This is a genomic window from Asanoa sp. WMMD1127 (genome assembly GCF_029626225.1).
GTDB lineage: Bacteria > Actinomycetota > Actinomycetes > Mycobacteriales > Micromonosporaceae > Asanoa.
In genome coordinates this window covers 5741943-5767391 of record NZ_JARUBP010000001.1, presented here as the reverse complement: position 1 = coordinate 5767391, position 25449 = coordinate 5741943, and the positions used below count along the sequence as shown (strand labels likewise).

The following is a 25449-nucleotide window of genomic DNA, read 5'->3' as shown; positions in this document are numbered from 1 at the left end:
CCAGTTCGGCCGCCGACCGGCCGGCGTGTACCCCCGAACGAGGCGGGTACGCACCCGATGTTGATCGAGGCCATAGACGAGCGGTAGGCGGATTAGGCCACCGCGGACCGGGTACGCCGCCGGGATGGGACAGGAACAGACACCCGTGCTGACGGCGATCGAGGAGCTCCGGGAGGCCGGCGGCTACACGTTCGCCCTACCCGGGCACCGGCTCGGCCGCAGCATGGACCAGCGCGCCGCGGACGTGCTGTCGCCCGGGGCCTTCGCGGCCGACGTCATCAGCGCCAAGCAGGCGGTGGGTAAGGCCGAACGGCTCTTCGCGGAGGCGATCGGCGCCCGTGACACCGTCTTCACCACCTGCGGCTCCAGCATCTCCGTGCACACCGCCGTGCTGACCGTCACCGGGCCCGGCCGCACGATGCTGGTGGACCGCAACATCCACAAGTCGGTGCTGGCGTCGCTGATCCTCGCCGGCGCCCGGCCGGTCTGGCTGCGGCCCCGTTGGGACGAGGAGCGGCAGATCGCCCATCCGGCCACCGCCGACGACCTGTCCGCCGCGCTCGACCGGGACCCGGACATCAGCTCCGTCCTGATGATCACCCCGACGGAGTACGGCACCGGCGCGGACGTGCACGGCGCCGCCGAGGCCTGCCACGCCGGGGCATCCCGCTGCTGGTCGACGAGGCCTGGGGCGCCCACTACCCGTTCCACCCGGACCTGCCCACGCCGGCCGTCCGGGCGGGCGCCGACCTGAGCGTGCAGAGCCTGCACAAGGCCGACGGCGGGCTCTGCCAGTCGTCGATCATCATCGTCGGCGGCGACCTGGTGGACCCGGTCGACCTGCGGCTGCGGCTGGACCTGATCACCACGACGAGCCCGTCGGCCCTGATGTACGGCTCGATCGACGGCTTCCGGCACCGCATGGTCGCCGACGGGAAGCGGCTGATCGGCGACGGCCTGCACCGGGTCGGCCGGCTGCGTGACCGGCTCGCCGAGCTGCCGGACCTCACGGTCATCGACGACTCGATCATCGGCCAGGACGGCGTCGCGGAATGGGATCCCTACAAGCTCTCCGTGGACGTGTCGGGCCTGGGCCTGTCCGGGTACCAGGTCAAGGAGTGGATGCTGGCCGAGCACGAGCTGGTCGTGCAGCTCGGCGACGCCCGCCGGGTGATCTTCTCGCTCACCTTCGGCGACGACGACGAGGCGCTCGACCGCCTGGCGGCCGCGCTGGAGGATCTGGTGCGGCGACGCCCGGAGCCTGACCGCCCGGCGCCGCGGGTGCCGCCGCTGGACGAGCTCAACCTCGAGCAGGCGATGCTGCCGCGGGACGCCTTCTTCGCCCGCACCGAGCAGGTCGCCGATCCGGTCGGCCGGGTGTCGGCCGAGATGGTCAGCCCCTACCCGCCGGGCGTGCCGGCCATCCTGCCGGGCGAGCGCTTCAACGCCGCGGTGGTCGACTATCTGCGGGCCGGAAAGGCCGCCGGGATGACGATTCCCGACGCGTCCGACCCGTCGCTGGAGACGTTCCGCGTCGTGCGCTGATCACCACGGCTGGCTGGCCGGCGCCGCGATGCCCAGCTCCTGGGCGATGACCAGTGCGTTGACGGGTTCGGTGCGGGCGCGCATGTCCGCGTAGGCGGTGAGGGTGAGCGGCGCGACCAACACGGCTGCCGCTCCCCCGAGGAGCGCGCCGACGAGCGTCGCGACAACGGCGCCCGCCACCAGGCCGCCGGTGCCCGGGACGGCGGCGTTGATCGCCGCCTCGGCAAGGCCGCCGAGCAGGCCCCCGACCACGCCGGTGGCGATCAGCAGGCCGATGACCGTGCCGATCCGGGCTGCGGACGCGCCGAAGTCGCGGTGAAAGAGGGTGAAGCACCGGCTGAACGCGTTGGTCCGCTCGACGGCCACCACCGCGGGCAGCACCGCGAACACCGCCATCACGTAGAACACCGGGAGAACGCAGAAGCACACGGCGACCACGTAGAGGGGTATCGCGAGGAGCTGCCAGCCGATCAGCGGTAGGACCCGGCGGGCGGCGAGTTTGAGCGCGTCGTTGACCCGCTGCGGCGCCCCCAGCGCGGCGCTCACTCCGATGTGGACGACTGCGAGCGTGATCACCGCGCTGACCACGACGCCGAGCAGGGTGGCGAGCACCGTCAGGCCCAGCACACCGAGCAGCGGCGCGAAGTCGGCCGCCACCGGTGTGTCCGTCGTGGTGAACGTCCGTTCGAGGTCGTCCGCCGTCAGCACGAGGTAGATGGCCGGCGGCGCCTGCACGAGCAGGGTCAGCAGCACGCCGGCCGCCTGCACCGCCGCCAGCGGTCGCCAGCCGCGCCGGACGATCATGATGCCCCGCTGCCACCAGCCGTTGAAGTCGAGGCTGACCAGCGGGTCGGCGCCCGGCTGCCCCAGCTGCGGCGGCGGCAGGTAACCACCGGCGGGCACGCCGGCCGGCCAGGGCTGTGGTTGCCCGGTGGAATAAGGGTCGTGGGGCTGCCAGCCGGTCATCTCGCCTCTGCCTGGGTCACGCGCTGTCGCCGCGGTCGGCCACAGACCGGCATCAAGATAATGCGCCCGCGTCCCGGCCGCTGTCCCGTCGGCGGGCCGCTGTGGGCGGCCCGCCGACATCCGGTCAGGCCGGCAGGGTCCAGCGCTGCGCGCCGGTGCCGTTGCAGTCCCAGAGCTGGATCTGCGTGCCGTCGGCGGTGCCGTTGCCGGCCACGTCGAGGCAGCGGCCCGACCGCGGGTTGACCAGCGACCCGTTGGCCCCGGCGGCCCAGACCTGCGCGCCCGTGCCGTTGCAGCCCCACAGCTGCACGATCGTGCCGTTGGCGGTGCCGCTCGACCGCACGTCCAGGCACTTGCCCAGCCCGCGCACCGTGCCGTCGGCGCCGATCGTCCAGCGCTGCGCGGTCGTACCGTTGCAGGTCCAGATCTGGATCTTCGTGCCGTCGGCCGTGGCGCCGGCGTTGATGTCGAGGCACTTGCCGCTCGTGGCGCCGACGACCTGGCCGGTCCGGCCGCCGCCGCTGCCGCCCGGGATGGACACCCCGAACCGCTGCTGGGCCTTCTCGAAGCCCGCGAAGCCGAACCCGGAACCGGCGACCCGGGTCGTGGTGCCGCGGGCGGTCACGGTGCCGTCGCCCCGGTCGAGGTAGACCGGGCCGCCGCTGTCGCCGGGTCGGGCGGCGATCTGACCGTCCGTCTGCGTTGCCTCCCACAGCCGCTGCGAGTCGGTGCCCTCGAACCGCACCTGCAGGTTGCAGATCTGGCCGCCGACCGCGTTGGCGCTGGTGTTGCCCGACTGGCACAGGCGCTCGCCGACGAACGGCGCCCCGCCGCCGGTGACCGTCAACTGCTGGTTGCTGGCGCCGCCACCGACGTACATCCGGTTGCTGACCGTGCTGGTCGGGATGACCAGCACGTCGTAGGTGTTGTCGTCGCCGCCGATGTTGCCGATGAACTCGCCGCCACCGTCGGTGATCCGGTTGCCCGGCTGTCCACAGTGGCCGGCAGAGAGGATGGCCGGCCCGCTCGGGGTGTTGACGCCGTAGCCGCCCGTGCAGCCAGCCCCGATCGACGTGTTGATGATCTGAGCGCCGCCCGACCAGGGCGCGCTGTCGTTGTTGCGGGCGACCGGCCGCAGCCGCTCCTCGACGCTGAACGTGACCGGGACGCCGCCCGTGGCCGCGAGCGTGCGGGCGCCGGACGCGTCGACCTTGACGACCAGGCCGGAGCCGTCAGGCCGGGCCTTGATGCCGTGGAAGCCGGGATCGGCCGCCAGCTGCGCCTCGATCCGCGCGGAGGCGTCGAGCAGCTCGGCCTTGGAGTACTTCGCCGCGGCCACGCGGACCGGCGCGATCGAGCGCGCCCGGGCGACGGCGGCGCGTACGGCCGGCGGCAGGTCGCCCTTCCAGAACACGGCGACGGTCCGCTCCTCGATGACGACGGAGGCGAGGCCGGCCCCGCCGAGCGCTTCGGCGGCGGAGCGGACGACGGTCGCCGCGTCGACGAGGGGCACCTGGTCGCGCGGGGCCGCGGCGTGGGCCGGCGAGCCGGTCAGCAGCGCCGCGACGAGCCCGCCGAGGGCGGCTGTGCGGGCGATGATCGGTCGGAGGGGCATGGTGGACACTCCTTGACGCTGGGGGACGGTGAGCGGCACGCGCGCGCCGCTGTGCCGTTCGTTGTCCCATCCCCCTCGCGCCCCGGCAACCTGCGGAATTCCGCCGCTTGACCCCCGCCGGGCCGGTCCGTAAAGTGCCGCCGGCTCAGCGCCAGTCCCAGGCGATGCCGAGCACGCCCGAGTCGACGCCCGACGCGATGAGGTGCACGGCGTGGTGCCGGTTGACCGGCAGGCCGCCGAGGCCGTGCCGCGGGCCGGCCAGGTCGCGCTGGGCGAACGCGCGCGTGCCGGTCGGCACCGCGCCCCGGTGGAACTGCACCTCCAGCAGGCACTGCTCGGCCGGATAGCGGAAGCCGAACGCGGCCTCCGCGCACACGCCCGCGCTCGGGTCGACGAGCTGGCTCTCGAACACCCAGGTGTCGCCGGCCCGCAGTGCCTGGTCGAAGACGAGCTCGTAGACCAGCGCCGGCGCCGACGGGTGGGTGAGGCGCCGACCGAGGCGGCAATTGCGCAACGCCCGGGTGCGTACGCGGTGCGGGTCGCAGCCGTGGTCGCCGTAGAAGCGGGCGACGTAGCGGTCGACGCCGTCCCGCCGGGCGCGGATGGCGGTGCGCACCCACAGCCGGGCGAGCCGCCCGTCGTCCCCGACGTCGATGCGCTGCTGGACGCTGACCAGCTCGAGGTCGCGCGGGTCGGAGTCGGCGACGACGTCGAGCAGCTCGGCCACCGGTCCGATGTCGGCGAGCCGGCCGCTGTCGGCCAGCAGCCGGGCGAGCGCGCCGGTCTCGAGCCCGAGCACGTCCTCGAGCGCGGCCACCGTGTCGAGGTTGACCGGCCGGCAGCGCCCGGTCTGCCAGTCGCTGAGGCTGGACAGGGCGAGCGAGACGCCGCGGCGGGCGAGGTGGGCGCAGACCCGGTCGAGGGTCAGGCCACGGTCCCGGATCGCCTTCCGGAGCGCCAGATGGAAGGGTCCGGTGAAGAGCACGGCGTCCATCACGGCCACTCCGGATCGCATCGACCCCGATGAGTATAGCGGTTCTACAGCGCGCGGCCGTGTGCGCGGGCGAGCTCCTCGGCCCGGGCCCGGGACGTCGCGCCGAGCGCCGCGAACGCGGCCATCGCCGGAGTCTCGGCGGCGAGGGTGAGCTCGGCCTCGACGACCTTCAGGTCCAGCTGCCACAGGTCGCCGAGGATGCGGCGCATCCACGGGGTGGCGTGGTCCCACCCGGCCCGCGGCGTGCCGGATCCGTAGCCACCGCCGCGCACGGTGACCAGCACGGCGGGCTTGCCGGCGAGGATCGGCTCGGCGCCGGCGCCCATCCGCGGGTCGGCCACCACGACGTCCACCCACGCCTTGAAGTGCTGCGAGACGCCGTAGTTGTAGAGCGGGACGGCGAAGAGCAGCGCATCGGCGTCGATCAGCTCGTCGGTGAAGCGGGTGGCCAGCCCGGCGGCGGCCCGCTGGGCCGGGCTCCGGTCCGCCGGCGGCAGGTAGCGGGCCGTCGCGGCGTCGGCCCAGGTCGTCGCCGGGATGACGGCGGTGCCCACGTCCCTGCGCACGACGCGGTCGTCGGGGTGGGCGGCGCGCCACTCGCTCTCGACGATGTCGGCGATCGCGCGGCTGTGCGAGCCGTCGACCCGGATGCTGGCGTCGAGCCGGAACAGGGACATGGGAGGTACTCCTCGGATCGGTATTGCTGACGTGTCAGCAAAGCTAGGCCGCGATTGCTGATGCGTCAACAAAAGGCGGTACGCTGTGACGCATGACCGAACCCCGCTGGCTCGACGAGCGGGAGGGCCGGATGTGGGTGGCCTTCCTGCGCATGCAGCGCGCGATCGAGGTCGCCGTCGACCGGCAGCTCGGCGCCGCCGGGATGACCCGGGCCGAGTACGAGGTGCTCGTCCCGCTGTCGACGGCCGAGGAGCGCACGCTGCGGGTACGCGATCTGGGTGCCTGGCTCAACTGGGACCGCAGCCGGATATCGCACCAGCTCCGGCGGATGGAGCAGCGGGGCCTGATCACGCGCGCCGACTGCGTGACGGACGGCCGGGGCACCATGGTGCGGCTGACCGACAAGGGCTACGAGAAGATCGCCGCGGCGGCGCCCGGCCACGTCGAGACGGTCCGCGCCGTGCTGGTCGACCGGCTCAGTCCGGCCGAGATCGACCAGCTGGCCACGATCGCCGAGCGGGTGGCGGCCGCCGAGGGATACGCGCACGTGCCGTTCCCGTCGCCCGACGACCGCTCCTGACGCTCACCGGCCCACCATGAGCAGGTCGGCCAGGCCGAAACGATCGCCGGCCGCCGTCAGGTCCGGGGTCCAGTCGGGGTCCTCGCTGAGGTAACTGGCCGGGTCCGCGCGCAGCAGGCCGATCAGCACCTCGGCCACGATCCGGCCGCCGACGGGGCCGAGCCGGTCGCCGTCGCCGCGGTGCTCCGCCTCCTTGAGGACGTAGAACCAGAGCGGCGTGCCGTGCGACCACTCGATGCCGAGCTCGTCGATGCTCAACGGCTCGACGCCGACCAGCCGGGCGATCTGCTCGCCGCTGGGCAGGCCGGTGGTCTCGCCGCGGAGCAGGTCGCGGACCGCCAGCGACCGGTACGCGTCGGCGTCGACCGCCCCGGTCACCTGCTCGGGGAGACCGATCAGGCTCGCGGCCAGCGTGCCGTCGAGGCGCTTCGCGCGCTGGGCCGGGGGATGGCCCGGCAGGTCGAAGATCTGCGCGAGGTCGAGCCGGCGGTCGGCCGGCAGCGGGCCGAAGCCGACCAGGTCCGGGAACAGCGGCACCGCCGGCCCGCCCTCGACCAGCCGGTAGCGGTGGCGGATCTGCCCGTGCCCGTAGCGGTAGGCGGCGTCCGCGAACTCCAGCGGGATGAACGCCTCGCCCGGCGCCGGCGCGAACCACCGCCCGCCTTCCGCCAACACCTCGTCGACCAGCGGGCGGCCGACCAGCCGCGGCAGGAAGTCGTGCACCACGATCCACTGGTAGTGCCGGACCAGCGACTCCCGCGCCCAGGTGAACACCTCGCCCTCCGGCACGCCCTGCCGGCGCAGCCGGTCGACGATGCCGTTGTGCGCGCGCAGCAGGGCGACGTGCAGGCTCAGCGTGAACAGGTGCACGTCGTTGCGCGGGTCGCCGATCAGGGCCACGCCCTGCTGGTTGCGAGGCACGTCGCCGCCGTCCGGGCCCAGCAGGAAGCGGGCCGGGTCGTGCACGTCGAAGAGGAACGCGGAGCCGATCGGGCCGTCGGAGTAGAGGATCTCCAGGTTGAGCATCGGGGCGCGGGCGTTGCGGAGGGCCTCGGCGGCCACTCCCCCGGTGATCGGCGAGCGGTCGGCGGTGAGGTCGTGCGCGACGAGCTGACCGAAGAACGGCCAGCCGGCCGCCTCGGTGGCGTCGTCCGCGTCGGCGTTGAGCTCGTCGAGCACCGCCGCGGCGTCACAGACACCGCCGTGGCTGCCCGCCCGCATCAGCACCCACGGGTCGGCGCCGAGCGGGGCGACGTCGCGGAACATGTGGCCGTAGCGGGCCGGTCCGGTGGGCCGGTCCACCGCCCCTCGGCCGGGGCCGAGGCAGTGGTCCCGGGCGGCGGCGTGGACGCCGTGCACGTGTGGCGTGCCCATCCGCCGAGGGTATGTCGGGCTGCTCATGTCCACTCCTGGTGTGACGACTGTGGCCGGTGCGTCCGGTGCGATCAGTGCCGGGAGCCGTCCCGGCCCGGCCACGTGCCGAACCGGATCCGGCCCAGGGTTGCGTCGGTTCCCGGCAGCAGGGTCCGCTCGCCGAGCTCCGCGCCGAAGTAGGCGGCGTGCGGGTCGGTGAGCACGAAGCGCGTGTCGTTGCGGAACGACAGCGCCTCGCGGAAGAAGTCGTCCATCCGGAACCGCTCCGGCCCGGCGACCTCGACGATGCCGTTCACCGGCTCGGCGACGGCGACCCGGGCGACCTCCGCCGCGACCTCCGCGCTGGCGATCGGCTGGAAGAGGACCGGCGCGAACCGCACCGTCGCACCGTCGGCGGCCGCGTCCGCCATGCTCCCCGCGAACTCGAAGAACTGCGTGGCATGCACGATCGTGTACGCGCGGCCCGAGCTCTCGATGAGCTTCTCCTGCGCCTGCTTGGCCCGGAAGTAGCCGCTGTCCTGCAGCCGGTCGGTGCCCACCACCGACAGCGCCACATGGTGGCCCACGCCCGCCGCGACCTCGGCGGCGAGCAGGTTGCGGGTCGAGGTCTCGAAGAACTCCCGCACGGCATCGTCCGCAAAGGACGGTGCGTTGGACACGTCGACCACCACCGCCGCTCCGGCCAGCGCCGTGTCGAGCCCGGCGCCGGTGAGCGCGTTCACACCGGTCCGGGGCGCCGCCACCACGGCCTCGTGGCCCAGATCACCCAGCTCCCGCACGACCTGCGACCCGACCAGGCCCGTACCACCGATCACCACGACCTTCATGTCCACTCCTCCGGTTTCGTGGGGCGCCCCGTGCGGCCCCGACACCAGCTAGGACCGGGTCGCGCGGCGAAGTGTGACGTGCCGCGCGGCCGTCACGCGCCGCGTCCCCCGCGCGGTCTCAGCTGGCGACGGAACCTTTCGAAGGGAGCACGACATGAGTGAGCGGAAACCGACCGTCGTCCTGGTGCACGGGGCCTTCGCCGAGTCGGCCAGCTGGTCCGGCGTCGTGGAACGCCTGCGGGCGCGGTCGATCGAGGCGGTCGCGGTGGCCAACCCGCTGCGCGGGATCGCCCGGGACGCCGCCTACCTGCGGGACGTGGTCGCGTCGATCCCCGGGCCGGTGGTGCTGGTGGGCCACTCGTACGGCGGCATGGTGATCACGCAGGCGGCGGCCGGCAACGACGGGGTGACCGGGCTGGTCTACGTGTGCGCGTTCGCGCCCGACCACGACGAGTCGGCGCTGCAGCTGTCGACGAAGTTCCCCGGTGGGACGCTCGGCGACGCCCTGACGGCGTACCCCCTGTCGTTCGGTGGCAACGAGTTCGCCATCCGCCGGGAGGCGTTCCACGCGCAGTTCGCCGCGGACGTGCCGGCGCAGCAGGCGGCGGTGCTGGCCGCGACGCAGCGCCCGGTCACGGAGGCCGCCCTCATCGCCGGGCTGCCGACCGAGTCACCGGCGTGGCGGTCGCGGCCGTCCTGGTTCGTCTTCGGCGACCAGGACCGCAACATCCCGGTCGCGCTGCACCGGTGGATGGCCGACCGGGCGGGCGCCAAGGAGACACACCAGATCGCGGGCGCGTCGCACGCGCTCAGCGTGTCGCAGCCCGCCGCGGTCACCGAGACCATCCGCGCGGCCGTGGCGGCCTGAGCCGCTTGCGCGGGCGGTGTGTCATGGAGGGCATGGTCGACGACATCGAGCAGCGGCTGGCGACGGCGGCCGAGGCGGTCCGCGAGCGTGAGGTGGTCGGCCGCCGGGTCGCCGACCTGCGGCAGCGGGTCGACGAGCTGACCGACCGGCTGGCCAGCCTGCGCGCCGAGCACGCGGCCGAGCAGGGTGACGTCGACCGGCTCGAAGGGCTCTCGCTGACCCGGGTGCTGGCGGCGCTGCGCGGCTCCCGCGAGGACGCCCTGGGTCGCGAGCGGGCCGAGGCCGACGCCGCGCGTTACCGCGTGGCGGAGGCCGAGGCCCGGCTCGCGGCCTTGCGCCGGGAGCACGCCGCCGCGGTCGCCCGGCACGAGGAGCTCGCCGCGGCGCCGGCGAGCTACGCGGCCGCTCTCGACGAGAAGGAGCGCCACCTCGCGGCGTCCGGCGATCCGCGCCGGTCCCGGCTCCTCGCGCTAGCCGACGAGCGCGGTCGGCTCGGCGGGGAGCTGCGGGAGATCGCCGAGGCGATCCAGGCGGCCCGCACGGCGGCGGCCGACCTGGCGCGGGTCCAGGAGAGGTTGCGCAGCGCGTCGGGCTGGTCCACGTACGACACGTTCTTCGGGGGCGGCGTGATCGGCAGCGCCATCAAGCACTCGCGGCTCGACGAGACCGCCGAGGCCGCGGCCCGCGCCGACCGGAGCCTCGCCGTGCTGCGCACGGAGCTGGCCGACGTCGACGGGGCCGCGGTGGCGGCGCCGCAGCTCGCGATCGACGGGCTGACCCGGTTCGTCGACGTCTGGTTCGACAACATCTTCACCGACCTCGCGGTCCGCGACCGGATCCGGCAGGCGGAGGCGAACGTCGAGCGGTGCCAGCAGCTGGTGCACGAGGTACACGCCCGCCTCGAACACCGCACCGCCGCCGCCCGCGCCCGCCTGACCGCGATCGAGACGGAACGCCGCGACCTCCTACGCTAAGGGCGCTTCCAGCAGCAGGCGCTCGGCGGAACGCCGGTAGCCGACGGCGCGGTTGACCGCGAGCATCGGGCCGTTGTCCTGGTTCACGGTCACGGTGACGGCCCGCACGGCCGGGAAGGCCGCCGCCAGCCGGAGCGTCTGGTCAGCCTTGATCCAGCGGGCCAGACCGCGGCCGCGATGAGCGGGCAGCACCGCCGTGTCGTGCTGGTCGGCCAGCGGCCCACCGGCCGCTGGCACGGTGAGCGCCGTCGCGGCGACGACCTCTCCGCGGTGCGTCGCGGCGCCGACCAGCAACCGCGCGCCGCCGGCCGTCAGTTCGGCCTCCCACGCGCGCACGGCCGCCGGGTCCCAGTGCCGGTCCGGCAGCTGCAGCACCGCGCCGGGGGCGTCCCGCACGCGCGCCAGCACGGTGCCGAGCCCGGCCGCCGCCGCCTCCGGGGCCGGCCCGGACCAGTGCCGCAGCGTGTAGCCGTCGGGCGGAACGGCCACGATCTCCCGGCACCGCCGCAGCGTGTCCGGCGCGTCGACCGGCTGGCGCTGGAGCTCGAGACGCAGCAGCACCCGCAGTCCCGCGTGCGTCCGGGCGAACGGCTCTCCGGGCGGTCCGGCCAGGACGGTCGACTGGACGGCGCGCAGGCCGGCCACCTCCGCCCGGACGGCGGCGAGCAACGCGGACCCGATGCCCCGGCGGCGGGCCTGCGGCGCGACGAACAACCGCAGGAAGCCGATGGAGCGATCGTGCGGCTGCGGGCTCAGCGAGGCGACGCCGACGATCCGTCCCTCCGACGACCGCGCCGCCCACCGGCGTGCGCCGTCCGGAGTCGACAGGCGGCGGGCGACCTCGTCGGCGGACGCGGAGCTTCCGGCCAACGCGAGCTGCCCGTCGCTGAACACCGCGGCCCAGGCGGCCAGGTCGGCGGGCGTCGCCAGTCCGGGGTGGAACGGTGCGACCGTCACCGGCTCACGATCCCACGGATCGACGCATTGACGTACGTCGTGCGGCGATGATCTGATCGCGATCTCAGAGTTTCTTTCATGTTCTGGAGGTCGCATGCGTCGTCCCGCGTTCCTGGCCGCCACGCTCACCGCGCTCGCCGCGGGGGTCGTCGCCGTGCTCGGCAGCAGTCCACCCGCGTCCGCCGCGCTGCCGACCGCCGCCGTGGCGCTGGGCGACAGCTTCGTCAGCGGTGAAGGGGCGGGCAGCTACCAGCCCGTCACCGACCTCAACGGGGTGGCGCAGAGCTTCCCCGGCTGGTCGGCGGCCAACAGCAACGCCTTCTTCTGTCACCGCTCCGCCAACGCCTCGATCCAGCAGGCGGCCCTGCCCGGCATCGCCGCCCGGTTCAACCTCGCGTGCTCGGGCGGGCAGCCCTACGACATCGCCTCAGCGTCGGCGACCCGGGCCAAGGGCCGCACGGTCGCGTCGCAGCTCGACCAGCTGCGGGCCGTCGCGCAGACGCACGACATCGACGTGGTGCTGGTCGGCCTCGGCTCCAACAACAGCCAGTTCACGTTCGGCAACGTGGCGGAGAAGTGCGCCAACCGGTTCATCGCGGACGCCTGGACCGGCTGGTGGGAGTTCTGGGCCTACCTCAACGGCCCGGTCGAGCAGGCGCCCTGCGCTACCAGCGACCTGGCCACCGACGCCCAGATGGCCGCGGCCGGCCAGGAGACGCTGGCCGCCGTGCGGCAGATCGTCACCACGCTGCGCCAGGTCGACGCCGACGGCCAGCACCGGATCGTGCTGCAGGACTACACGAACCCGCTGCCGTTCGACCTCGCCCAGCGGTTCTGGACCGAGGACGGCCGGGCCGACGACCGTGACAAGTTCCGCGACCTGGGCGCGGAGCGCTACGCGGCCGGCTGCCCGATCCACCGGGCCAGTCTCGCCGCCGGACACTGGTTCTCCGCCGGGCTGGGCACCATCGTCCGCAATGGACAGAACACGCTGGCCGCCGAGTTCCCGGGCGAGGACATCGTCTATCTCAACGTGCAGCGCGCCTTCGACGGCGCCCGGCTCTGCGAGTTCGACGCCAGCCCGGCCGGGGCGCTGGCCACCCCGATCCGGCTGCAGGACGGGCCGACCGGCGTGCCGGTGACCAGCCTGTCCGGCAAGGACAAGATCGCCATTCAGCGGATCGCCAACGCCTGCGTCACGTACTTCCAGACGTGCCAGGAGTCCTGGCACCCCAACTCGACGGGCCACCAGGTGCTCGGCCAGTGCCTGGCCGCGGCGGCCACGACCGGCAACCGCACGATCGCCTGCGTACGCCAGCCGGACGGCCGGATCGTCACGAGCTGACCGGCCGGGAGCGGGCTCTCACTCGAGAGCCCGCTCCAGGGTCGCGCGCAGGATGGCGACCGAAACCCCCAGGATGGCCAGGCCGTTGACCGCGTGCAGGCCGAACACCAGCACACCGGCGGTGCTGTCGTCGCCCAGCGCGTCGGCCACCGCGGCGATGCCCACCTGCAGCGCGGCCAGCCCCGCGACGAGGGCCGGCAGCCCGATCAGCCGCCCCGGCAGCCGGCCGGCCGCCGCCACGAGCACCAGGACGACCGGCAGGAAGAACACCGCCCAGCCGAGCGCCAGGTGGGCCGCGAAGTCACTGCCGAACGCGCCGGTCGCGGCGAAGTAGAACTGGGCCACCACGACCAGCACGAGCAGGGCCGACAGGCCGACGAACGCTTTCCGCACGTTTCCTCCCCCGGATCCGTTGTCTCGCCCCGTCGGACGAGACAGCGGCCGGGAACGTGACAGGCTCAGTGCCAGTCGCTGATCCGCACGTCGTCGGGCGCCGGCCGGCCGCGACCGGTCTCGACCAGGTCCTTGAGGCTCAGCAGGAACGTCGCCCACTTGGTGCTGCAGTGGTGCATGAACTCGACGGGTTCGCGCCACCCGGCGTGTGTGAACAGCACGACCGTCCAGTCGCCGCGTCGCTCGAGCCGCCAGTCCACCTCCGTGCCGATCCACTCGGCCGGCCCGTCGGTGACCCGCCACCGCACGCGGCCGGTGGGGTCGAGCTCGAGCACCTCCATGTCGAAACCGCCGAGGTCGCCGAACCGGAACACCAGTTGCCCACCGACCTCGCTCTTGCCGACCGTGTCGACGGTCCACCAGCCGGCGATGCCCTCCGGCGTCGCGATCGCCTGATAGACGTCGTCGAGCGGCGCGACCATGCCCACCCTGTGCAGGATGTCCACCATGTCTCAGTCTCCTTCGGACTCACGGTTGCGGTGGATCGCCTCGGCGATCCGCTTGATGCGGCGCAGCCGGGCGTCCCAGCTGGCACCGACCGCCGAAAGTTGGGCGACGGCGCGGGCGAGCTGGGCCTCGTCGACCCGGTAGCGGCGCTCACGCCCGGCCGGCGCGCCGTGCACCAGCCCGACCCGGTCGAGCACGGCCAGGTGCTTGGCCACGGCCTGGCGGGTGACCGGCAGGCGGTCGCTCAGCGACGTCGCCGTGCCCGGGCCGCCGGCCAACAGCAGGTCGATCATCGTGCGCCGGGTCGGGTCGCCGATCGCCGACCACAGGTCGTCGTCGACCGCGGTGCTCATGACGACGACACCCGCGCGACATAGCTCCCCAGCGCGGGCAGGAAGCGGTCCCAGCCCTCGACGTGCTCGCGGTACTGCTCCTCGAGGACCGCGACCTCCCAGCCCATCTCGCGGAAGCCGGTCTCGGTCATCCGGATCCGGGTGCCGCCGCCGGCCGGCAGCAGGTCGAAGGTGACCAGCAGCGCCGGCCCGGCCCGCTCCGGCTCCGCGTAGGCCCACCGGAACGAGAACCGCTTCGGCGGGTCCACCTCGACGACGGAGAGCGCGACGGTCATCGTGTCGCCGCTGTCCGCGTCGTGCCAGACGAGCTCGCCCGGCGCCCCGGGAACCGGGTCGAAGCGCGCCTCGTCGGGCCACCACTCCTGGATGTGCTCCGGCCGACTGATCACCTCGAAGACCACCTCCGGCGAGGCGTCGACGTGGATGTCCCGCTCGATCGATCCGTACTCCATGCTCATGCGACCTTTCGCAACCTTTGGTTGCTCCAGAGGCTACCCGCGATCATCGTTATGCGCAACCATCGGTTGCGTTTGGCAAAACACCGTCACCCCAAGGTCACTGCCGGTAACTTCACGAACACGAGGCTCCTTCGTTTCTCCGTAAAGGAAGGCCGTCGATGATCGTTTCGAGCCGGCTGCGGCGTTGGCCGTCCACCCTCTGCGTCGCGGCTCTCGCCGTCGGCCTCATCAGTGCGAGCGACGGCGCCCCGCCCGAGCAGGTCGCCGATCCGACCGCCGAGCGGGTCGCCGAGATCGTCGAACGGAACCTGCGGGACCAGGACCTCACGGGCGCGGTGTACGGCGTGTGGCAGGGCGACGAGCTGGTCGCCACGGGCGCCGTCGGCGACTCGCCCATCGGCCTGCCGGCCGCCACCGACATGCGGGTGCGGATCGGTCAGCCGATGGAGCCGATGCTCTCCACCGTGCTGCTCCAGCTCGACGGCGAAGGCGTGCTCGACCAGGACGCGCCTCTCGCGACGTGGCTGCCCGACTTCCCGCGCGCGGCCGAGATCACCCCCAGGATGCTGGCCAGCAGCACGTCGGGCGTCTCGGACTACGTGACCAACCCCAACTTCCTGAAGCAGTTCTACGCCAACCCGTTCACTGGGTTCACCGGCGAGCAGCTGATCGCGCTGGCCAACGAGCGACCCCCGCTCTTCGCGCCCGGCACGGACTTCGCGTACGCCCACAGCGATCTCGTCCTGCTGGGCCAGGTGTTGGAGAAGGCGACCGGCGAGCCTCTCGCGGACCTGCTGCGGGAGCGCATCCTCGACCCACTGTCCATGGACGACAGTAATGTCGTGCTGACGGCGCAGATCGACGAGCCCTACCTGCACGGCTACACCAACGAGCGCGGCGTCTTCGAGGACTCCTCGTTCTGGAACCCGACGGCGTTCCTCCACAGTGGCAACATGACGACGACGGTCGCCGACGTGGCCACCTGGATCCGCGCCCTGGCCGACGGCACGCTGCTCACCCCGGAGCAGCACGAGGCCATGATGGCGCCCTCGACGGCGGGCCTCGGTGCGCTCACGGAGGACAAGTACTTCGCCTACGGTGTGGGGCACGCCGGCAGCTGGTTCTTCATGAACCCGGCCTACGGCGGCTACCACGGTGTCGTCTACTACGACACGCAGACGCGGACCCTGGTCGTCGCCTACGTGACGCTGGGGCCCACGTCCGACGCCGACGTCGACAACGCGCTGCCGCTGGGCAGGGAGATCGCCACCCTGCTCGTCCCGGACAACCCGCCGCAGGTGTGACCGGCATTCGTTCCGGTCCATCTGCGCACGCCGGGCGCACGGGCGGGCGTTCGATCGAGAGGTGGCGGCGGAACGCGACCGCGCGAGCCTGCGCTACCCGCTCGCGCCGATGGTGGCGACCTCGGTGCCGGAGCTGCCGGTCGGGCCGGGTTGGGCGTACGAGCCGAAATGGGACGGTTGGCGGCAGGTCGCCTGGGTGCGGGACGGCCGGGTGCAGCTGCAGACCCGCAACGGGCACCCCATCGGCCTGCAGTTCCCCGACATCACCCGGGCCCTGCGCGAGACGGTCCCGGCCGGCACGGTCCTCGACGGTGAGCTCGTCGTCTGGGACGAGGACCGGGAGCGGTCCAGCTTCGCGCTGCTCCAGCGCCGCGCCGCCGCCGGTCGGCACGCCCTGCGGCTGGCCCACCGCTACCCCGCCCACTTCGTCGTCTTCGACCTGCTGGCCACGCCGGAGCAGTCGCTGCTGCCGGCGCCGCTGGCCGAGCGCCGGCAGCACCTCGAACGGCTGCTCGCCGACGTGCCCAACCAGCTCGTGCTCTGCCCGCACACCACCAGCCCCGCCGTCGCCCGCGAGTGGATCGACACGTGGACCAGCACCGGCATCGAGGGCGTCGTCGCCAAGCGCCGCGACCAGCGTTACCGGGCCGGCCGCGGCGGCTGGCGCAAGCTGCGCGTCCGCACCACCGCCGAGGCGGTCATCGGCGGCGTGACCGGCTGGCCGAGTGCGCCGCAGACCGTCCTGGTGGGCCGGTTCGACGCCGGTGGCCGGCTGCGCTACCTCGGCCGGTCGCTGCCGCTGACCGACGAGCAGCGGGTCGAGCTGGCGCCGCTGCTCTCCCCGCCGGCCGCCCGCCGCCGCGGCGCCCCGGTGGCCCACCCGTGGCCCCAACCGCTGCCGGCGGCCTGGTCGGGATCGTGGCAACGCCCGGAGCCGCAGCGGTACGCCCAGGTCGAACCCGAGGTCGTCGCGGAGCTGCTCGTCGACACCGCCGTCGACCAGGGCCGCTACCGCCACCCGGTGCACTACGTCCGCCCGCGCCGCGACCTGTCCGTCTACGACGTGCCGCTGCTCGGCGTCGAGGACTAGGCGAGGTCCTTGAAGTAGCGGGCGACCGGCCAGCGCTCGAAGCCCGCGGACTCGTAGACCGCCCGGGCCGGGGCGTGCCCGCTGTCGCCGCCGGTCTCGACCATGACCATCCGCATCCCGGCCTCGCGTACCCGGGCGAACGACCGCTCCATGAGGGCGCGACCGACACCTCGCCGCTGGTGGCGCGGGTCGACGGCGATCACGTGGATCTCGCCCATGTTGTCCTCGGGGTGCAGCCGCGTGCACACCCAGCCCGTCGGTTGGTCGCCGTCGAGCGCGACGTCGATGTGCTCCGGCTCGCCGTCCATGACCGCGGCGAGCTCGTGGTGCTGGCGCTCGCGCCACCCGTTGGGCCAGAACGACTCGTAGACGAAGGCGGGCACGTCGTCCGCCATCATCGGGAACACCGGCTCCCAGGCCCGCATGGACAACTCGAGCAGAGCGGCACGGTACCTCGGCTCGTAGGCAACGATGCGCGTCATGAGCCCGGCTCCCCTCCGTCGCGTACCGCCCGATCCTGTCAGATCCGGCGAGGGTGGGCGTCGGTCACGGCTGGACGGGTCGGCATGACCTGACGCCGCGCGTCGGCGATGACCGCGCTGGTCCAGAGGAAGGCCGCGGCCACGCCGAACCACATCGGCAGGAACCGGCCGTCCGGGCGGGCGGCGAGGTTGGGCCACAGGCACAGCGCGAGAGCGAGCGGTCCGGTGCCGATGCCGCTCCACTGCCAGCCACGGCGCCCCTGCCGGCGGAACCGGTGGGCCATGACGAACGCGACCGCGACGAGCGCGGCAAAACCGAGCGGGAAGAGCACGCCGTGCACGGCGGCGTGCCACGACACGCTGTCGCCCGCTCCGGGCGGCGTGCCCGGCGGGAAGCCGAACGCCGGGTCCATGCGGAACACCCCGCCGGCGACCAGCGCGGCGCCGAACACGGCGATCAGCCGCGGCGCCCACCTCGCTCCCGGCCCGGTCATCACCCGCCGCAGACCCCACGCGCCGCGGACGAAGAGGCAACCGGCGACCACGAACGTCACGGTCTGGACCCAGCCGGCCGCGCCCAGCGCGAGCGCGCTGGGCGGGTGCTGGGTGAAGGAGAACCCGGGCCGCAGCAGACCCTGCACGACGGACGAACCGACGAACAAAGGTCCGGCCACGGCACCGGCCGCCAACGCGCCTCTCGCTTGCTTGTCATCGACCATGGAGCACCGCCCGACTCTCTAAACAACCTGTTGGTTGTACAACCTATCGGTTGTCGTTCGGGCGTCAAGGGGCTCAGGAGAAGTCGGCGGGCGCGCGCATGTGCCACGCGTCGGTGACCAGCTCGCGCAGGCGGTCGACGTCGACGTGCGCCAGGCGGAGCATCACCAGCGGCAGGCCGTCGTACGCCGGCGTCGTGAAGAAGAGGTCCGGCTCGCCGAGCAACAGGGCCTGCTTCTCCGCCTCGTCGCCCACGTAGAGCACCGCGATGTCGGTGCGGATGACGCGCTTCTGACCCGGGACGCGTTCCGGATAGGACCAGACGAAGCCCTTGTCGGCCACCCGGAAGTCGAAGCCGTCGCTGTCGATCTCGACCACGTGCGGCAGCCCGAGCGCCAGCGTGCGCACATCGTCAGCAGACGCCATGCCGACAGGTTAGTCACGGCGCCGCGCCACGATCGCCACCACCAGCAGGGCCAGCGCCAGCAGCGGCGGCGTCCAGCGCACCGCCTGCAGCAGCGCGGCCGCGACCGCGGCGCCGGCGGTCAGGGCGGCCAGTTGGCCGAGCGCCACACCGCGCCGGCCACGCCGGCCGGACACGAGCTCCTGCAGCGCGCCGGTCAGGGTGCCGGTCAGATAGGTGGTCGACTCGTGCATCCGCTGCGCCACCACACTCTGGACACCCATCGCCAGCGCCGCGGTCGCGAGCAGCAGCAGCGACGTGGTCCGGCCCGGCCGGCCGTCGGTGGCGGCGAAGCCGGCGGCCAGGGCGCCCAGCAGAGCGAACTCCGCGAGCAGGTGTCCGGGCCAGCGCAGCCGGATCGTCGCCTGGGCGGCCAGCACGCCGGCGCTGTAGGCCCCGACCGCCACGGCCGGCGGCGCGAAGACGTGGTCGTCGGTGGCGCCGACGCCGAGCCCGACGGTGACCAGGTTGCCGGTCACGATGCTGGCGAACGCGCCGCCCAGCGCCGCGATCGCGACGAGGTCGACCACGCCGGCGCAGGCGGCAAGGGAGAGCGGGGTGACCCGGCGCCCGCCGCGCCGGGCCAACCCCGCCAGCACCACAGGCATCACCGTACCGGCAGATCCGGACAGGTGCGGTGAAAACGGATCAGCCCACTCGGCGGGGTGGTCGGCGGGCCGAGGGCAGGCGACGCCGCGGCCGGCGCGGAGCGACGCGCGGGCGGCGGCGCGGGTCCGGCGGTCGGGAGGTCACCGGGCGGACCAACGTGGACGGTGCATCGAGGGGCCTCTTTCGGTGGGCGGTGCGGCCCGACTCTACGAGGCGATCGGCGGGTCCGGTGCGTCCTTAACCCGAACCTAAGCGGACCTTGAGGCGGATGCCGCCGCCACGGCCGGCGGGACGGCCACGGCCGTGGAGGCGAGCACCCCGCGGTCGCCAGTCGGCGCGTGGCGGCCGGGACCTGAATGTAGGTACGGGTGAGCGCCCGCGGCCGGCCGGTTAAGCCGAACATAAGCGGGCTTTACAAGTCACTCGACCGGCCGCCGCGAGACCGATGATGAATAACGGAAAGTCGCCGGAAACTTTCTGTTATTCGGCCGCCGCCGCGACGTCGCCCCGCGGGAACAGGAACGCGGCGCCGGCCACCACGACCGCCACCAGCAGCACGCCGACGAACACGTGGTGCACGGCGCTGGTGAGCCGGACGGCGTCGTGGCCGCCGCGCAGCCGGGCGTTGGCGACCGCGCCGAAGACGGCGGTGCCGAGCGAGCTGCCGACCGAGCGCAGGAACAGGTTGTTGGCCGTCACCACGCCGCGTTCCGTCCAGCCCACACTGGACTGTGACGCGATCAGGGTCGGGCTGACGGTCAGGCCCATCCCGAAGCCGATCACCATGCAGGTCAGGCCGACCTGCCAGACGTTGCTGCCACCGCCGAGCAGGAGCAGCAGGGCGCTGCCGAGCACGATGATGCTCGCGCCGGCCAGCGCGCAGGCCCGGAACCCGAACCGCAGGTAGAGCCGGCCGGACTGCGACGCCGCGATCGGCCAACCGAGCGTCAGCGCCGCGAGCGCCAGGCCGGCCACGAGCGGTCCGACGCCGATCACCTCCTGGGCGTACGTCGGCACGTAGGAGCTCAGGCCCAGCAGGATCGCGCCCGCGCCGGCGGAGACCACCCCACTGGCCACGAGCAGCCGGCGCCGGAACACCCACAGCGGCAGCACGGGCTCGCTGGTGCGGCGCTGCGCGAGCAGGAAACCGGCCAGCAGCAGCGCGCCGATGCCGAGGACCGCGATGCTGGCCGGCGAGTCCCAGGCCCAGGCCTGCCCGCCCTCCAGCACGCCCAGGATGACCAGTGTCAGGCCGGCGGTGAGCAGCACGGCGCCCCGGTAGTCGATCACCGGCTTGGCCGGCGTGCGCCGCTCGTGGTAGCTGCGCCAGATCATCCCCGCGGCCAGCAGGCACAGCGGGACGTTGATGAAGAAGATCCAGCGCCAGGACACGTACTCGCTGAACACGCCACCGAGCGTCGGGCCGACCACCGACGAGATGCCCCAGACGCTGGCCACGTAGCCCTGCACCTTGGCCCGCTCGGCCACCGTGTAGAGGTCGCCGACGATGGTCACGGTCACCGGGGCGATGCCGCCGGCGCCCAGGCCCTGCACGACGCGGAAGACGATCAGCATGGTCATGCTGGTGGCCAGGCCGCAGAGCACGGAGCCCACGAAGAACGTGGCGATGCCGAACAGGATCACCGGCTTGCGTCCGAACAGGTCGGAGAGCTTGCCGTAGACGGGCACGGTCACCGCCTGGGCCAGCAGATAGACCGAGAAGAGCCAGGGGAACTGGGTGAACCCACCGATGTCGTCGACCACCGACGGGACGGCGGTCGCGATGATGGTCGAGTCGATGGCGACCAGCGCGGTCGAGAGCATCACGGCGGCGAGCACGGGGCCGCGCTCGGACCGCAGGCCGACGCCGGAGGTCACGGAGGGGGTGACAGAGGGGGTGGCAGGCACGTCTTCCCACCTTCCACCCGGATGGGTGACAACGCCAGGGTGTGCCCGGTCACTGCCCGGATCGCGTGATCTCTTCATGTCATGCGGATCTGGCTACTCGGCGTCATCGGCGCACTCACTGTCGGTATAGGACCGGCGATGGCGGCGCCCGTTCCGACCCCGGTCTCCACGCATGGCGCGCTGCGCGTCTGCGGCACGCACCTGTGCGACCGCGCGGGCCGGCCGGTCCAGCTCCGCGGCATGTCGACCCACGGCATCCAGTGGTACGGCAACTGCGTGACCGGGCCGGCGCTGGACGTGCTGGCCCGCGACTGGCGTGCCGACGTGCTCCGCGTCTCGATGTACGTCCAGGAGGACGGCTACGCCAGCGACCCGCGCCGGTTCACGGAGCTCGTCGACGACTACATCGACCTGGCGACGGCGCGCGGACTCTACGTGATCGTCGACTGGCACATCCTCGACCCCGGCGACCCGTGGGCCAACCTCGAGCGCGCCCGCACCTTCTTCGCCGAGATCGCCGGTCGCCACCGGGGCGCCGACAACATCCTCTACGAGGTCGCCAATGAGCCCAGCGGCGTCAGCTGGAGCCGGATCCGGTCGTACGCCGAGCAGGTGATCCCGGTGATCCGGGCCGCGGACCCGGACGCGGTCGTGCTGGTCGGCACCCGCGGGTGGTCGTCGCTGGGCGTCTCGGACGGCGCGGACGAGCGGGAGATCGTCGCCAACCCTGTGCGGGCGAGCAACGTGATGTACACGTTCCACTTCTACGCGGCCTCACACGGCCGGCGCTATCTCGAGACCCTGTCCCGGGCCGCCGACACGTTGCCCATCTTCGTCACCGAGTTCGGCACCCAGACCTACACCGGCGACGGCGGCAACGACTTCGCGCGCTCACAGTCCTATCTGGACCTGATGGCGACGAAACGGATCGGGTGGGTCAACTGGAACTGGAGTGACGACAAGCGCTCCGGCGCCGTGTTCACCAAGGGCACGTGCAAGGCCGGGGCGTACGCCGACCCGGCGCGGCTGAAGCCGGCGGGCCGCTGGGTGCGCGACCGCCTGCGTACGCCGGTTTCCGCACCCGCCGCCCCGCCCGGCGCGTAACGTCGGAGGCGGTGGACGAGCAGCGATATCTCCCCATCGGCGAGCATGGCCTCATCGGTAACCTTCGGACCGTGGCGCTCGTCGGGACCGACGGCACCATCGACTGGTGCTGCGTGCCCCGCTTCGACGCGCCGAGCATCTTCGCCTCGATCCTCGACCGTGACCGGGGTGGCTTCTTCTCGCTGACCACAGATGTCGCGGCGACCACACGACAGTTCTACTTCCCCGACACGAACGTGCTGATCACCCGCTTCCTGTCGGACGACGGCATCGCGGAGATCCAGGACTTCATGCCCGTGCCCGGTGACCGGCACGAGGCCGAGAGCTTCCGGCTGATCCGCCGGGTCAGTTGCGTGCGCGGCGAGCTGCCGTTCCGCGCCCACATCGCGCCGCGGTTCGACTACGGGCTCCAGCCGCACACCCTGCGCGAGCACGACGGCCGGGCGGTCTTCGAGTCGGCGTCGATGGCCCTGGCGCTCAACTCGACGGCGCCGTTCGAGATGGTCGACGGCGACGTGCTCAGCTCGTTCCGCCTCAAGCAGGGCGAGACGGTGGTGTTCTGCCTCGACCGGGCCGAGACGACCACCCCGCCGCGCTACGGCACGGCCGAGGAGGCCGAGGCAGCGTTCACGTCGACAGTGGAATATTGGCGGCGCTGGCTGTCCGCCTCGCGCTACCGCGGCCGCTGGCGGGAGGCCGTGCACCGCTCGGCGCTGACGCTGAAGCTGATGACCTACGCCCCCACGGGGGCGATCGTGGCCGCGCCGACGACGAGCCTGCCGGAGCGGCTCGGCGGCGAGCGCAACTGGGACTACCGCTACGTGTGGGTGCGCGACGCCGCGTTCTGCATCTACGCGTTGCTGCGGCTCGGCTTCACCGAGGAGGCCGACCAGTTCATGACCTTCCTCGCCGCCCGGGTGCGGGAGAGCGACCCGGACCCGGAGGGCCCGCTGCAGATCATGTACCGGGTCGACGGCAGCGAGTCGCTCTCCGAACGCCGCCTCGACCACCTCGAGGGCTACGAGGGCTCGGCGCCGGTGCGGGTCGGCAACGACGCGATCAACCAGCTGCAGCTCGACATCTACGGCGCGCTGGTCGACTCCATCTACCTCTACAACAAGTGGGGCCAACCGATCTCCAGCGGCGTCTGGCAGGGCGTCACGACGTTCGTCGAGTGGGTCTGCAAGAACTGGGACCAGCCCGACGAGGGCGTCTGGGAGATCCGCGGCGGGCGGCGTGACTTCCTCTATTCCCGACTGATGTGCTGGGTCGCCATCGAGCGGGCGATCCGGGTGGCGCACCAGCGCGGGCTCCCGGCCGACCTGGTGCGCTGGAGCCAGGCCCGCGACGCCATCTACTACCAGATCATGGACCGCTTCTGGGACCCGGACCTGCGGGCGTTCGTGCAGCACCGCGACGGCCACACCCTGGACGCGTCGGTGCTGATGATGCCGCTGTCGAAGTTCGTCGCGCCGACCGACCCGCGGTGGCTGACCACATTGGACCTCCTCGGTGACACGCTGGTCTCCGACACCCTGGTGTACCGTTACGACCCGCACCTGAGTCCCGACGGCCTGGAGGGTGAAGAGGGCACGATGTCCATCTGCACCTTCTGGTACGTGGAGGCGCTCTCCCGCGCCGGCCGGGTCGACGAGGCCCGCCTCGCCTTCGAAAAGATGATCACCTACGCGAACCACCTCGGCCTGTACGCGGAGCAGCTCGGCCCGACCGGCGAACAGCTCGGCAACTTCCCGCAGGCGTTCACGCACCTCGCGCTGATCAGCGCCGCGTTCAACATCGACCGCGCGCTCGGCTGATGCAGACGTTCCTCCCCTTCCCCGACTTCGCCCGGTCGGCGGCGGTCCTCGACCCACCCCGGCTGGGCAAGCAGCGCGTCGAGAACGTCCAGATCCTGCGCGGCCTCACCGTGGCGGGCCACGGCTTCCGCCACCACCCGGCGGTGAAGATGTGGGCGGGCTACGAGGAGGCCCTGGTCCGCTACGGCCTGATCGTCGCCGCGACCTGGACGGCGACGGGCCGCGCCGACACGACGGCCACGACCCTGACGACGGACCTGGCCGCGTCGTGCGGCATCACGGAGGTCCGCGAGGTCCCGGCCCTGTCCGCCGCCGGCGACCTGCCACCCTGGCTGGGCGACGAGGCCTTCCACCGCTCACACCAGTCGGCCCTGATGCGCAAGGACGCCACCTTCTACGCCCCGATCTTCGGCGACGTCCCACCGGACCTCCCCTACGTCTGGCCACCCTCGGACCGCCCCAACGGCTGCGCGCCGGGTGAATAGGCGCTCCCGTCCCGGTCCGCCTACGTGGCTGCGGCCGGAAATCGCCGGAGCTTTCGACACGCCAACCGCTCGGCGTCGCATGCTTCTCTGCTTGTTCAGGTCTGCGTCCGCAGCGGTCGTCCAGAGTCGACGGCCTGCCGCCGAAACGGAACCGCCGCTTGCGTCTAATCTTCGACATATAACTGCGCGGATCTGGCATCCCGCAGTCGATGGCGGCTCTGATAACCATACGATTCGGTTTCGACAAGGGCCGGATTGGCCGCCACCGGCTTCGCCATTCAACGCTCAACCGGTCCGTTCGCGTCCGGCTCAGGAAGCGCGACCGAGTCGGGGCCATCTCCCCGGAAGCGGAGCTGATCGCCCCGGGCTCGACAGGACCGGCCGCGACGGGTTCGGCAGACGCGACCCGAGTCGAGGTCAGCCCACCGGACGGGACGCTGATCGCCGTGCGCTCGACAGGACCGGCCGTGCTCGGCCCGGCTAGGGATCGGCCAGCCGGCGGCGCACCCGCGGCACCCAGGCACCAGGCCCGAAACTCCGCATTCTCGCGGCGGAACTCGCTCGGCCGGCATCGCCGGGATGGGCTCGACCGTCCGAGCCGCTCTCAACCGCTGATCCCACGCCGCCAGCACCTCCGCGTCATCGGGAACATAACCATACGCGCGGCGCAACTTCCGAGCATGCCGCTGACCCAGACCCCATTCCCGATGCCGCGCATGCTCACGACGAAAATCCTCACCCGCGACCGAATAATTGCGCCGATTCCTATCCCGCACGGCGGCCGATTGAGCCGCCGGAAAGAGTTGGAGCTGCCGCATAGAAGAGTTGTCTCGAACGCCAGCTCACGCAGCCACCATTCGATCTCCCCGTAAATTCCGTCAGTGAAATTATCGCTGTGCCAAATCGGAAACCGCATGTAATCCATAGTAGACACTTGGCCTTCGGGTCGCGCGAGCGCCATCCGGCGTGAACAAGGTCGTTGTCGCGGCGAGTGCGCGGTGGTCTGTGAGTCGCTCGCCCTTGGGCGGACAACGGA

The 25449-nt window shown here is 72.6% G+C and carries 26 protein-coding genes and 1 pseudogene; 11 read left to right on the top strand and 16 right to left on the bottom strand.

Annotation, left to right across the window (positions count from 1 at the left end):
* The first annotated feature begins 124 nt into the window (after window positions 1-124).
* The gene (locus tag O7635_RS27535; RefSeq protein ID WP_278083385.1) at window positions 125-754 is read left to right on the top strand and encodes a hypothetical protein; all 630 of its coding nucleotides are present in this window, start codon (window positions 125-127) and stop codon (window positions 752-754) included.
* Window positions 649-1545 (top strand): hypothetical protein, encoded by an 897-nt coding sequence (locus O7635_RS27530; RefSeq protein WP_278085582.1) that lies wholly within the window; start codon window positions 649-651, stop codon window positions 1543-1545. The genes O7635_RS27535 and O7635_RS27530 overlap by 106 nt, the downstream gene beginning before the upstream one ends.
* Here O7635_RS27530 and O7635_RS27525 read toward each other — a convergent pair whose 3' ends face one another.
* From O7635_RS27525 to O7635_RS27510, 4 genes are all read right to left on the bottom strand, one after another.
* The gene (locus O7635_RS27525; RefSeq protein WP_278083384.1) at window positions 1546-2511 is read right to left on the bottom strand and encodes a hypothetical protein; all 966 of its coding nucleotides are present in this window, start codon (window positions 2509-2511) and stop codon (window positions 1546-1548) included.
* A gap of 124 nt (window positions 2512-2635) precedes the next feature.
* Complete coding sequence (locus O7635_RS27520) at window positions 2636-4126, bottom strand: RICIN domain-containing protein (RefSeq protein ID WP_278083383.1); 1491 nt, start codon at window positions 4124-4126, stop codon at window positions 2636-2638.
* Window positions 4127-4271: 145 nt separating this feature from the next.
* The gene (locus tag O7635_RS27515; RefSeq protein ID WP_278083382.1) at window positions 4272-5141 is read right to left on the bottom strand and encodes a hypothetical protein; all 870 of its coding nucleotides are present in this window, start codon (window positions 5139-5141) and stop codon (window positions 4272-4274) included.
* 23 nt (window positions 5142-5164) lie between these two features.
* A complete protein-coding gene (locus O7635_RS27510) occupies window positions 5165-5797 on the bottom strand; it encodes an NAD(P)H-dependent oxidoreductase (RefSeq protein WP_278083381.1) in 633 nt (210 codons plus the stop codon).
* Between the two features lie 92 nt (window positions 5798-5889).
* Here O7635_RS27510 and O7635_RS27505 point away from each other — a divergent pair, with 92 nt between their 5' ends.
* On the top strand, window positions 5890-6378 hold the full coding sequence (locus O7635_RS27505) for a MarR family transcriptional regulator (RefSeq protein WP_278083380.1): 489 nt from the start codon (window positions 5890-5892) through the stop codon (window positions 6376-6378).
* 3 nt (window positions 6379-6381) lie between these two features.
* Here the strand turns inward: O7635_RS27505 and O7635_RS27500 are convergent, their stop codons facing one another.
* Together O7635_RS27500 and O7635_RS27495 are read right to left on the bottom strand one after the other, a co-directional pair.
* Window positions 6382-7752, bottom strand: a complete 1371-nt coding sequence (locus O7635_RS27500; protein ID WP_278083379.1) for a peroxidase family protein — start codon at window positions 7750-7752, stop codon at window positions 6382-6384.
* Window positions 7753-7823: 71 nt separating this feature from the next.
* Window positions 7824-8579 carry an SDR family oxidoreductase gene (locus tag O7635_RS27495; protein ID WP_278083378.1) on the bottom strand — a complete coding sequence of 252 codons (756 nt, stop codon included), beginning with the start codon at window positions 8577-8579 and terminating at the stop codon, window positions 7824-7826.
* Window positions 8580-8733: 154 nt separating this feature from the next.
* Between O7635_RS27495 and O7635_RS27490 the strand changes: the two genes are divergently transcribed.
* Window positions 8734-9447 carry an alpha/beta hydrolase gene (locus O7635_RS27490; RefSeq protein ID WP_278083377.1) on the top strand — a complete coding sequence of 238 codons (714 nt, stop codon included), beginning with the start codon at window positions 8734-8736 and terminating at the stop codon, window positions 9445-9447.
* A gap of 32 nt (window positions 9448-9479) precedes the next feature.
* Window positions 9480-10421, top strand: a complete 942-nt coding sequence (locus tag O7635_RS27485) for a hypothetical protein (RefSeq protein ID WP_278083376.1) — start codon at window positions 9480-9482, stop codon at window positions 10419-10421.
* Here O7635_RS27485 and O7635_RS27480 read toward each other — a convergent pair.
* Window positions 10413-11378 (bottom strand): GNAT family N-acetyltransferase, encoded by a 966-nt coding sequence (locus tag O7635_RS27480; protein WP_278083375.1) that lies wholly within the window; start codon window positions 11376-11378, stop codon window positions 10413-10415. The genes O7635_RS27485 and O7635_RS27480 overlap by 9 nt on opposite strands.
* Window positions 11379-11472: 94 nt before the next feature.
* Here O7635_RS27480 and O7635_RS27475 point away from each other — a divergent pair, with 94 nt between their 5' ends.
* Entirely contained in the window at window positions 11473-12723 is a 1251-nt protein-coding gene (locus tag O7635_RS27475) for a hypothetical protein (RefSeq protein ID WP_278083374.1), read from the top strand.
* An 18-nt stretch (window positions 12724-12741) separates the two neighbouring features.
* On the opposite strand, the gene O7635_RS27470 is transcribed toward O7635_RS27475, so the two are convergent.
* The 4 genes from O7635_RS27470 to O7635_RS27455 form a co-directional block, all read right to left on the bottom strand.
* A complete protein-coding gene (locus O7635_RS27470) occupies window positions 12742-13116 on the bottom strand; it encodes a DUF6220 domain-containing protein (RefSeq protein WP_278083373.1) in 375 nt (124 codons plus the stop codon).
* Window positions 13117-13181: 65 nt separating this feature from the next.
* Window positions 13182-13625: an SRPBCC domain-containing protein gene (locus O7635_RS27465; RefSeq protein WP_278083372.1), complete on the bottom strand. Its 444-nt coding sequence runs from the start codon at window positions 13623-13625 to the stop codon at window positions 13182-13184.
* Window positions 13626-13628: 3 nt separating this feature from the next.
* Window positions 13629-13976: a metalloregulator ArsR/SmtB family transcription factor gene (locus O7635_RS27460; RefSeq protein WP_278083371.1), complete on the bottom strand. Its 348-nt coding sequence runs from the start codon at window positions 13974-13976 to the stop codon at window positions 13629-13631.
* Window positions 13973-14428 (bottom strand): SRPBCC domain-containing protein, encoded by a 456-nt coding sequence (locus tag O7635_RS27455; protein WP_278083370.1) that lies wholly within the window; start codon window positions 14426-14428, stop codon window positions 13973-13975. The genes O7635_RS27460 and O7635_RS27455 overlap by 4 nt, the downstream gene beginning before the upstream one ends.
* Before the next feature lie 164 nt (window positions 14429-14592).
* On the opposite strand from O7635_RS27455, the gene O7635_RS27450 reads away from it, so the two are divergent.
* Together O7635_RS27450 and O7635_RS27445 are read left to right on the top strand one after the other, a co-directional pair.
* A complete protein-coding gene (locus O7635_RS27450; RefSeq protein WP_278083369.1) occupies window positions 14593-15738 on the top strand; it encodes a serine hydrolase domain-containing protein in 1146 nt (381 codons plus the stop codon).
* Between the two features lie 61 nt (window positions 15739-15799).
* A complete protein-coding gene (locus O7635_RS27445; RefSeq protein ID WP_278083368.1) occupies window positions 15800-16828 on the top strand; it encodes an ATP-dependent DNA ligase in 1029 nt (342 codons plus the stop codon).
* Here O7635_RS27445 and O7635_RS27440 read toward each other — a convergent pair.
* From O7635_RS27440 to O7635_RS27420, 5 genes are all read right to left on the bottom strand, one after another.
* Complete coding sequence (locus O7635_RS27440; RefSeq protein ID WP_278083367.1) at window positions 16825-17310, bottom strand: GNAT family N-acetyltransferase; 486 nt, start codon at window positions 17308-17310, stop codon at window positions 16825-16827. The genes O7635_RS27445 and O7635_RS27440 overlap by 4 nt on opposite strands.
* Window positions 17311-17348: 38 nt before the next feature.
* Window positions 17349-17984, bottom strand: coding sequence for a DUF998 domain-containing protein (locus O7635_RS27435; protein ID WP_278083366.1), 636 nt, complete (start codon window positions 17982-17984; stop codon window positions 17349-17351).
* Between the two features lie 118 nt (window positions 17985-18102).
* A complete protein-coding gene (locus tag O7635_RS27430) occupies window positions 18103-18453 on the bottom strand; it encodes a hypothetical protein (RefSeq protein ID WP_278083365.1) in 351 nt (116 codons plus the stop codon).
* 9 nt (window positions 18454-18462) lie between these two features.
* Window positions 18463-19098 (bottom strand): DUF1275 family protein, encoded by a 636-nt coding sequence (locus O7635_RS27425; protein WP_278083364.1) that lies wholly within the window; start codon window positions 19096-19098, stop codon window positions 18463-18465.
* A gap of 481 nt (window positions 19099-19579) precedes the next feature.
* Window positions 19580-21007, bottom strand: coding sequence for an MFS transporter (locus O7635_RS27420; protein WP_278083363.1), 1428 nt, complete (start codon window positions 21005-21007; stop codon window positions 19580-19582).
* 156 nt (window positions 21008-21163) lie between these two features.
* Here O7635_RS27420 and O7635_RS27415 point away from each other — a divergent pair.
* The 3 genes and pseudogenes from O7635_RS27415 to O7635_RS27405 form a co-directional block, all read left to right on the top strand.
* Window positions 21164-22111 (top strand): annotated as a pseudogene (locus O7635_RS27415) (glycoside hydrolase family 5 protein); the annotation flags it as partial.
* 11 nt (window positions 22112-22122) lie between these two features.
* A complete protein-coding gene (locus tag O7635_RS27410; RefSeq protein WP_278083362.1) occupies window positions 22123-23928 on the top strand; it encodes a glycoside hydrolase family 15 protein in 1806 nt (601 codons plus the stop codon).
* Window positions 23928-24413: an MSMEG_6728 family protein gene (locus O7635_RS27405; protein WP_278083361.1), complete on the top strand. Its 486-nt coding sequence runs from the start codon at window positions 23928-23930 to the stop codon at window positions 24411-24413. Before O7635_RS27410 ends, O7635_RS27405 begins: the two co-directional genes overlap by 1 nt.
* The last annotated feature ends 1036 nt before the right edge of the window (window positions 24414-25449 follow it).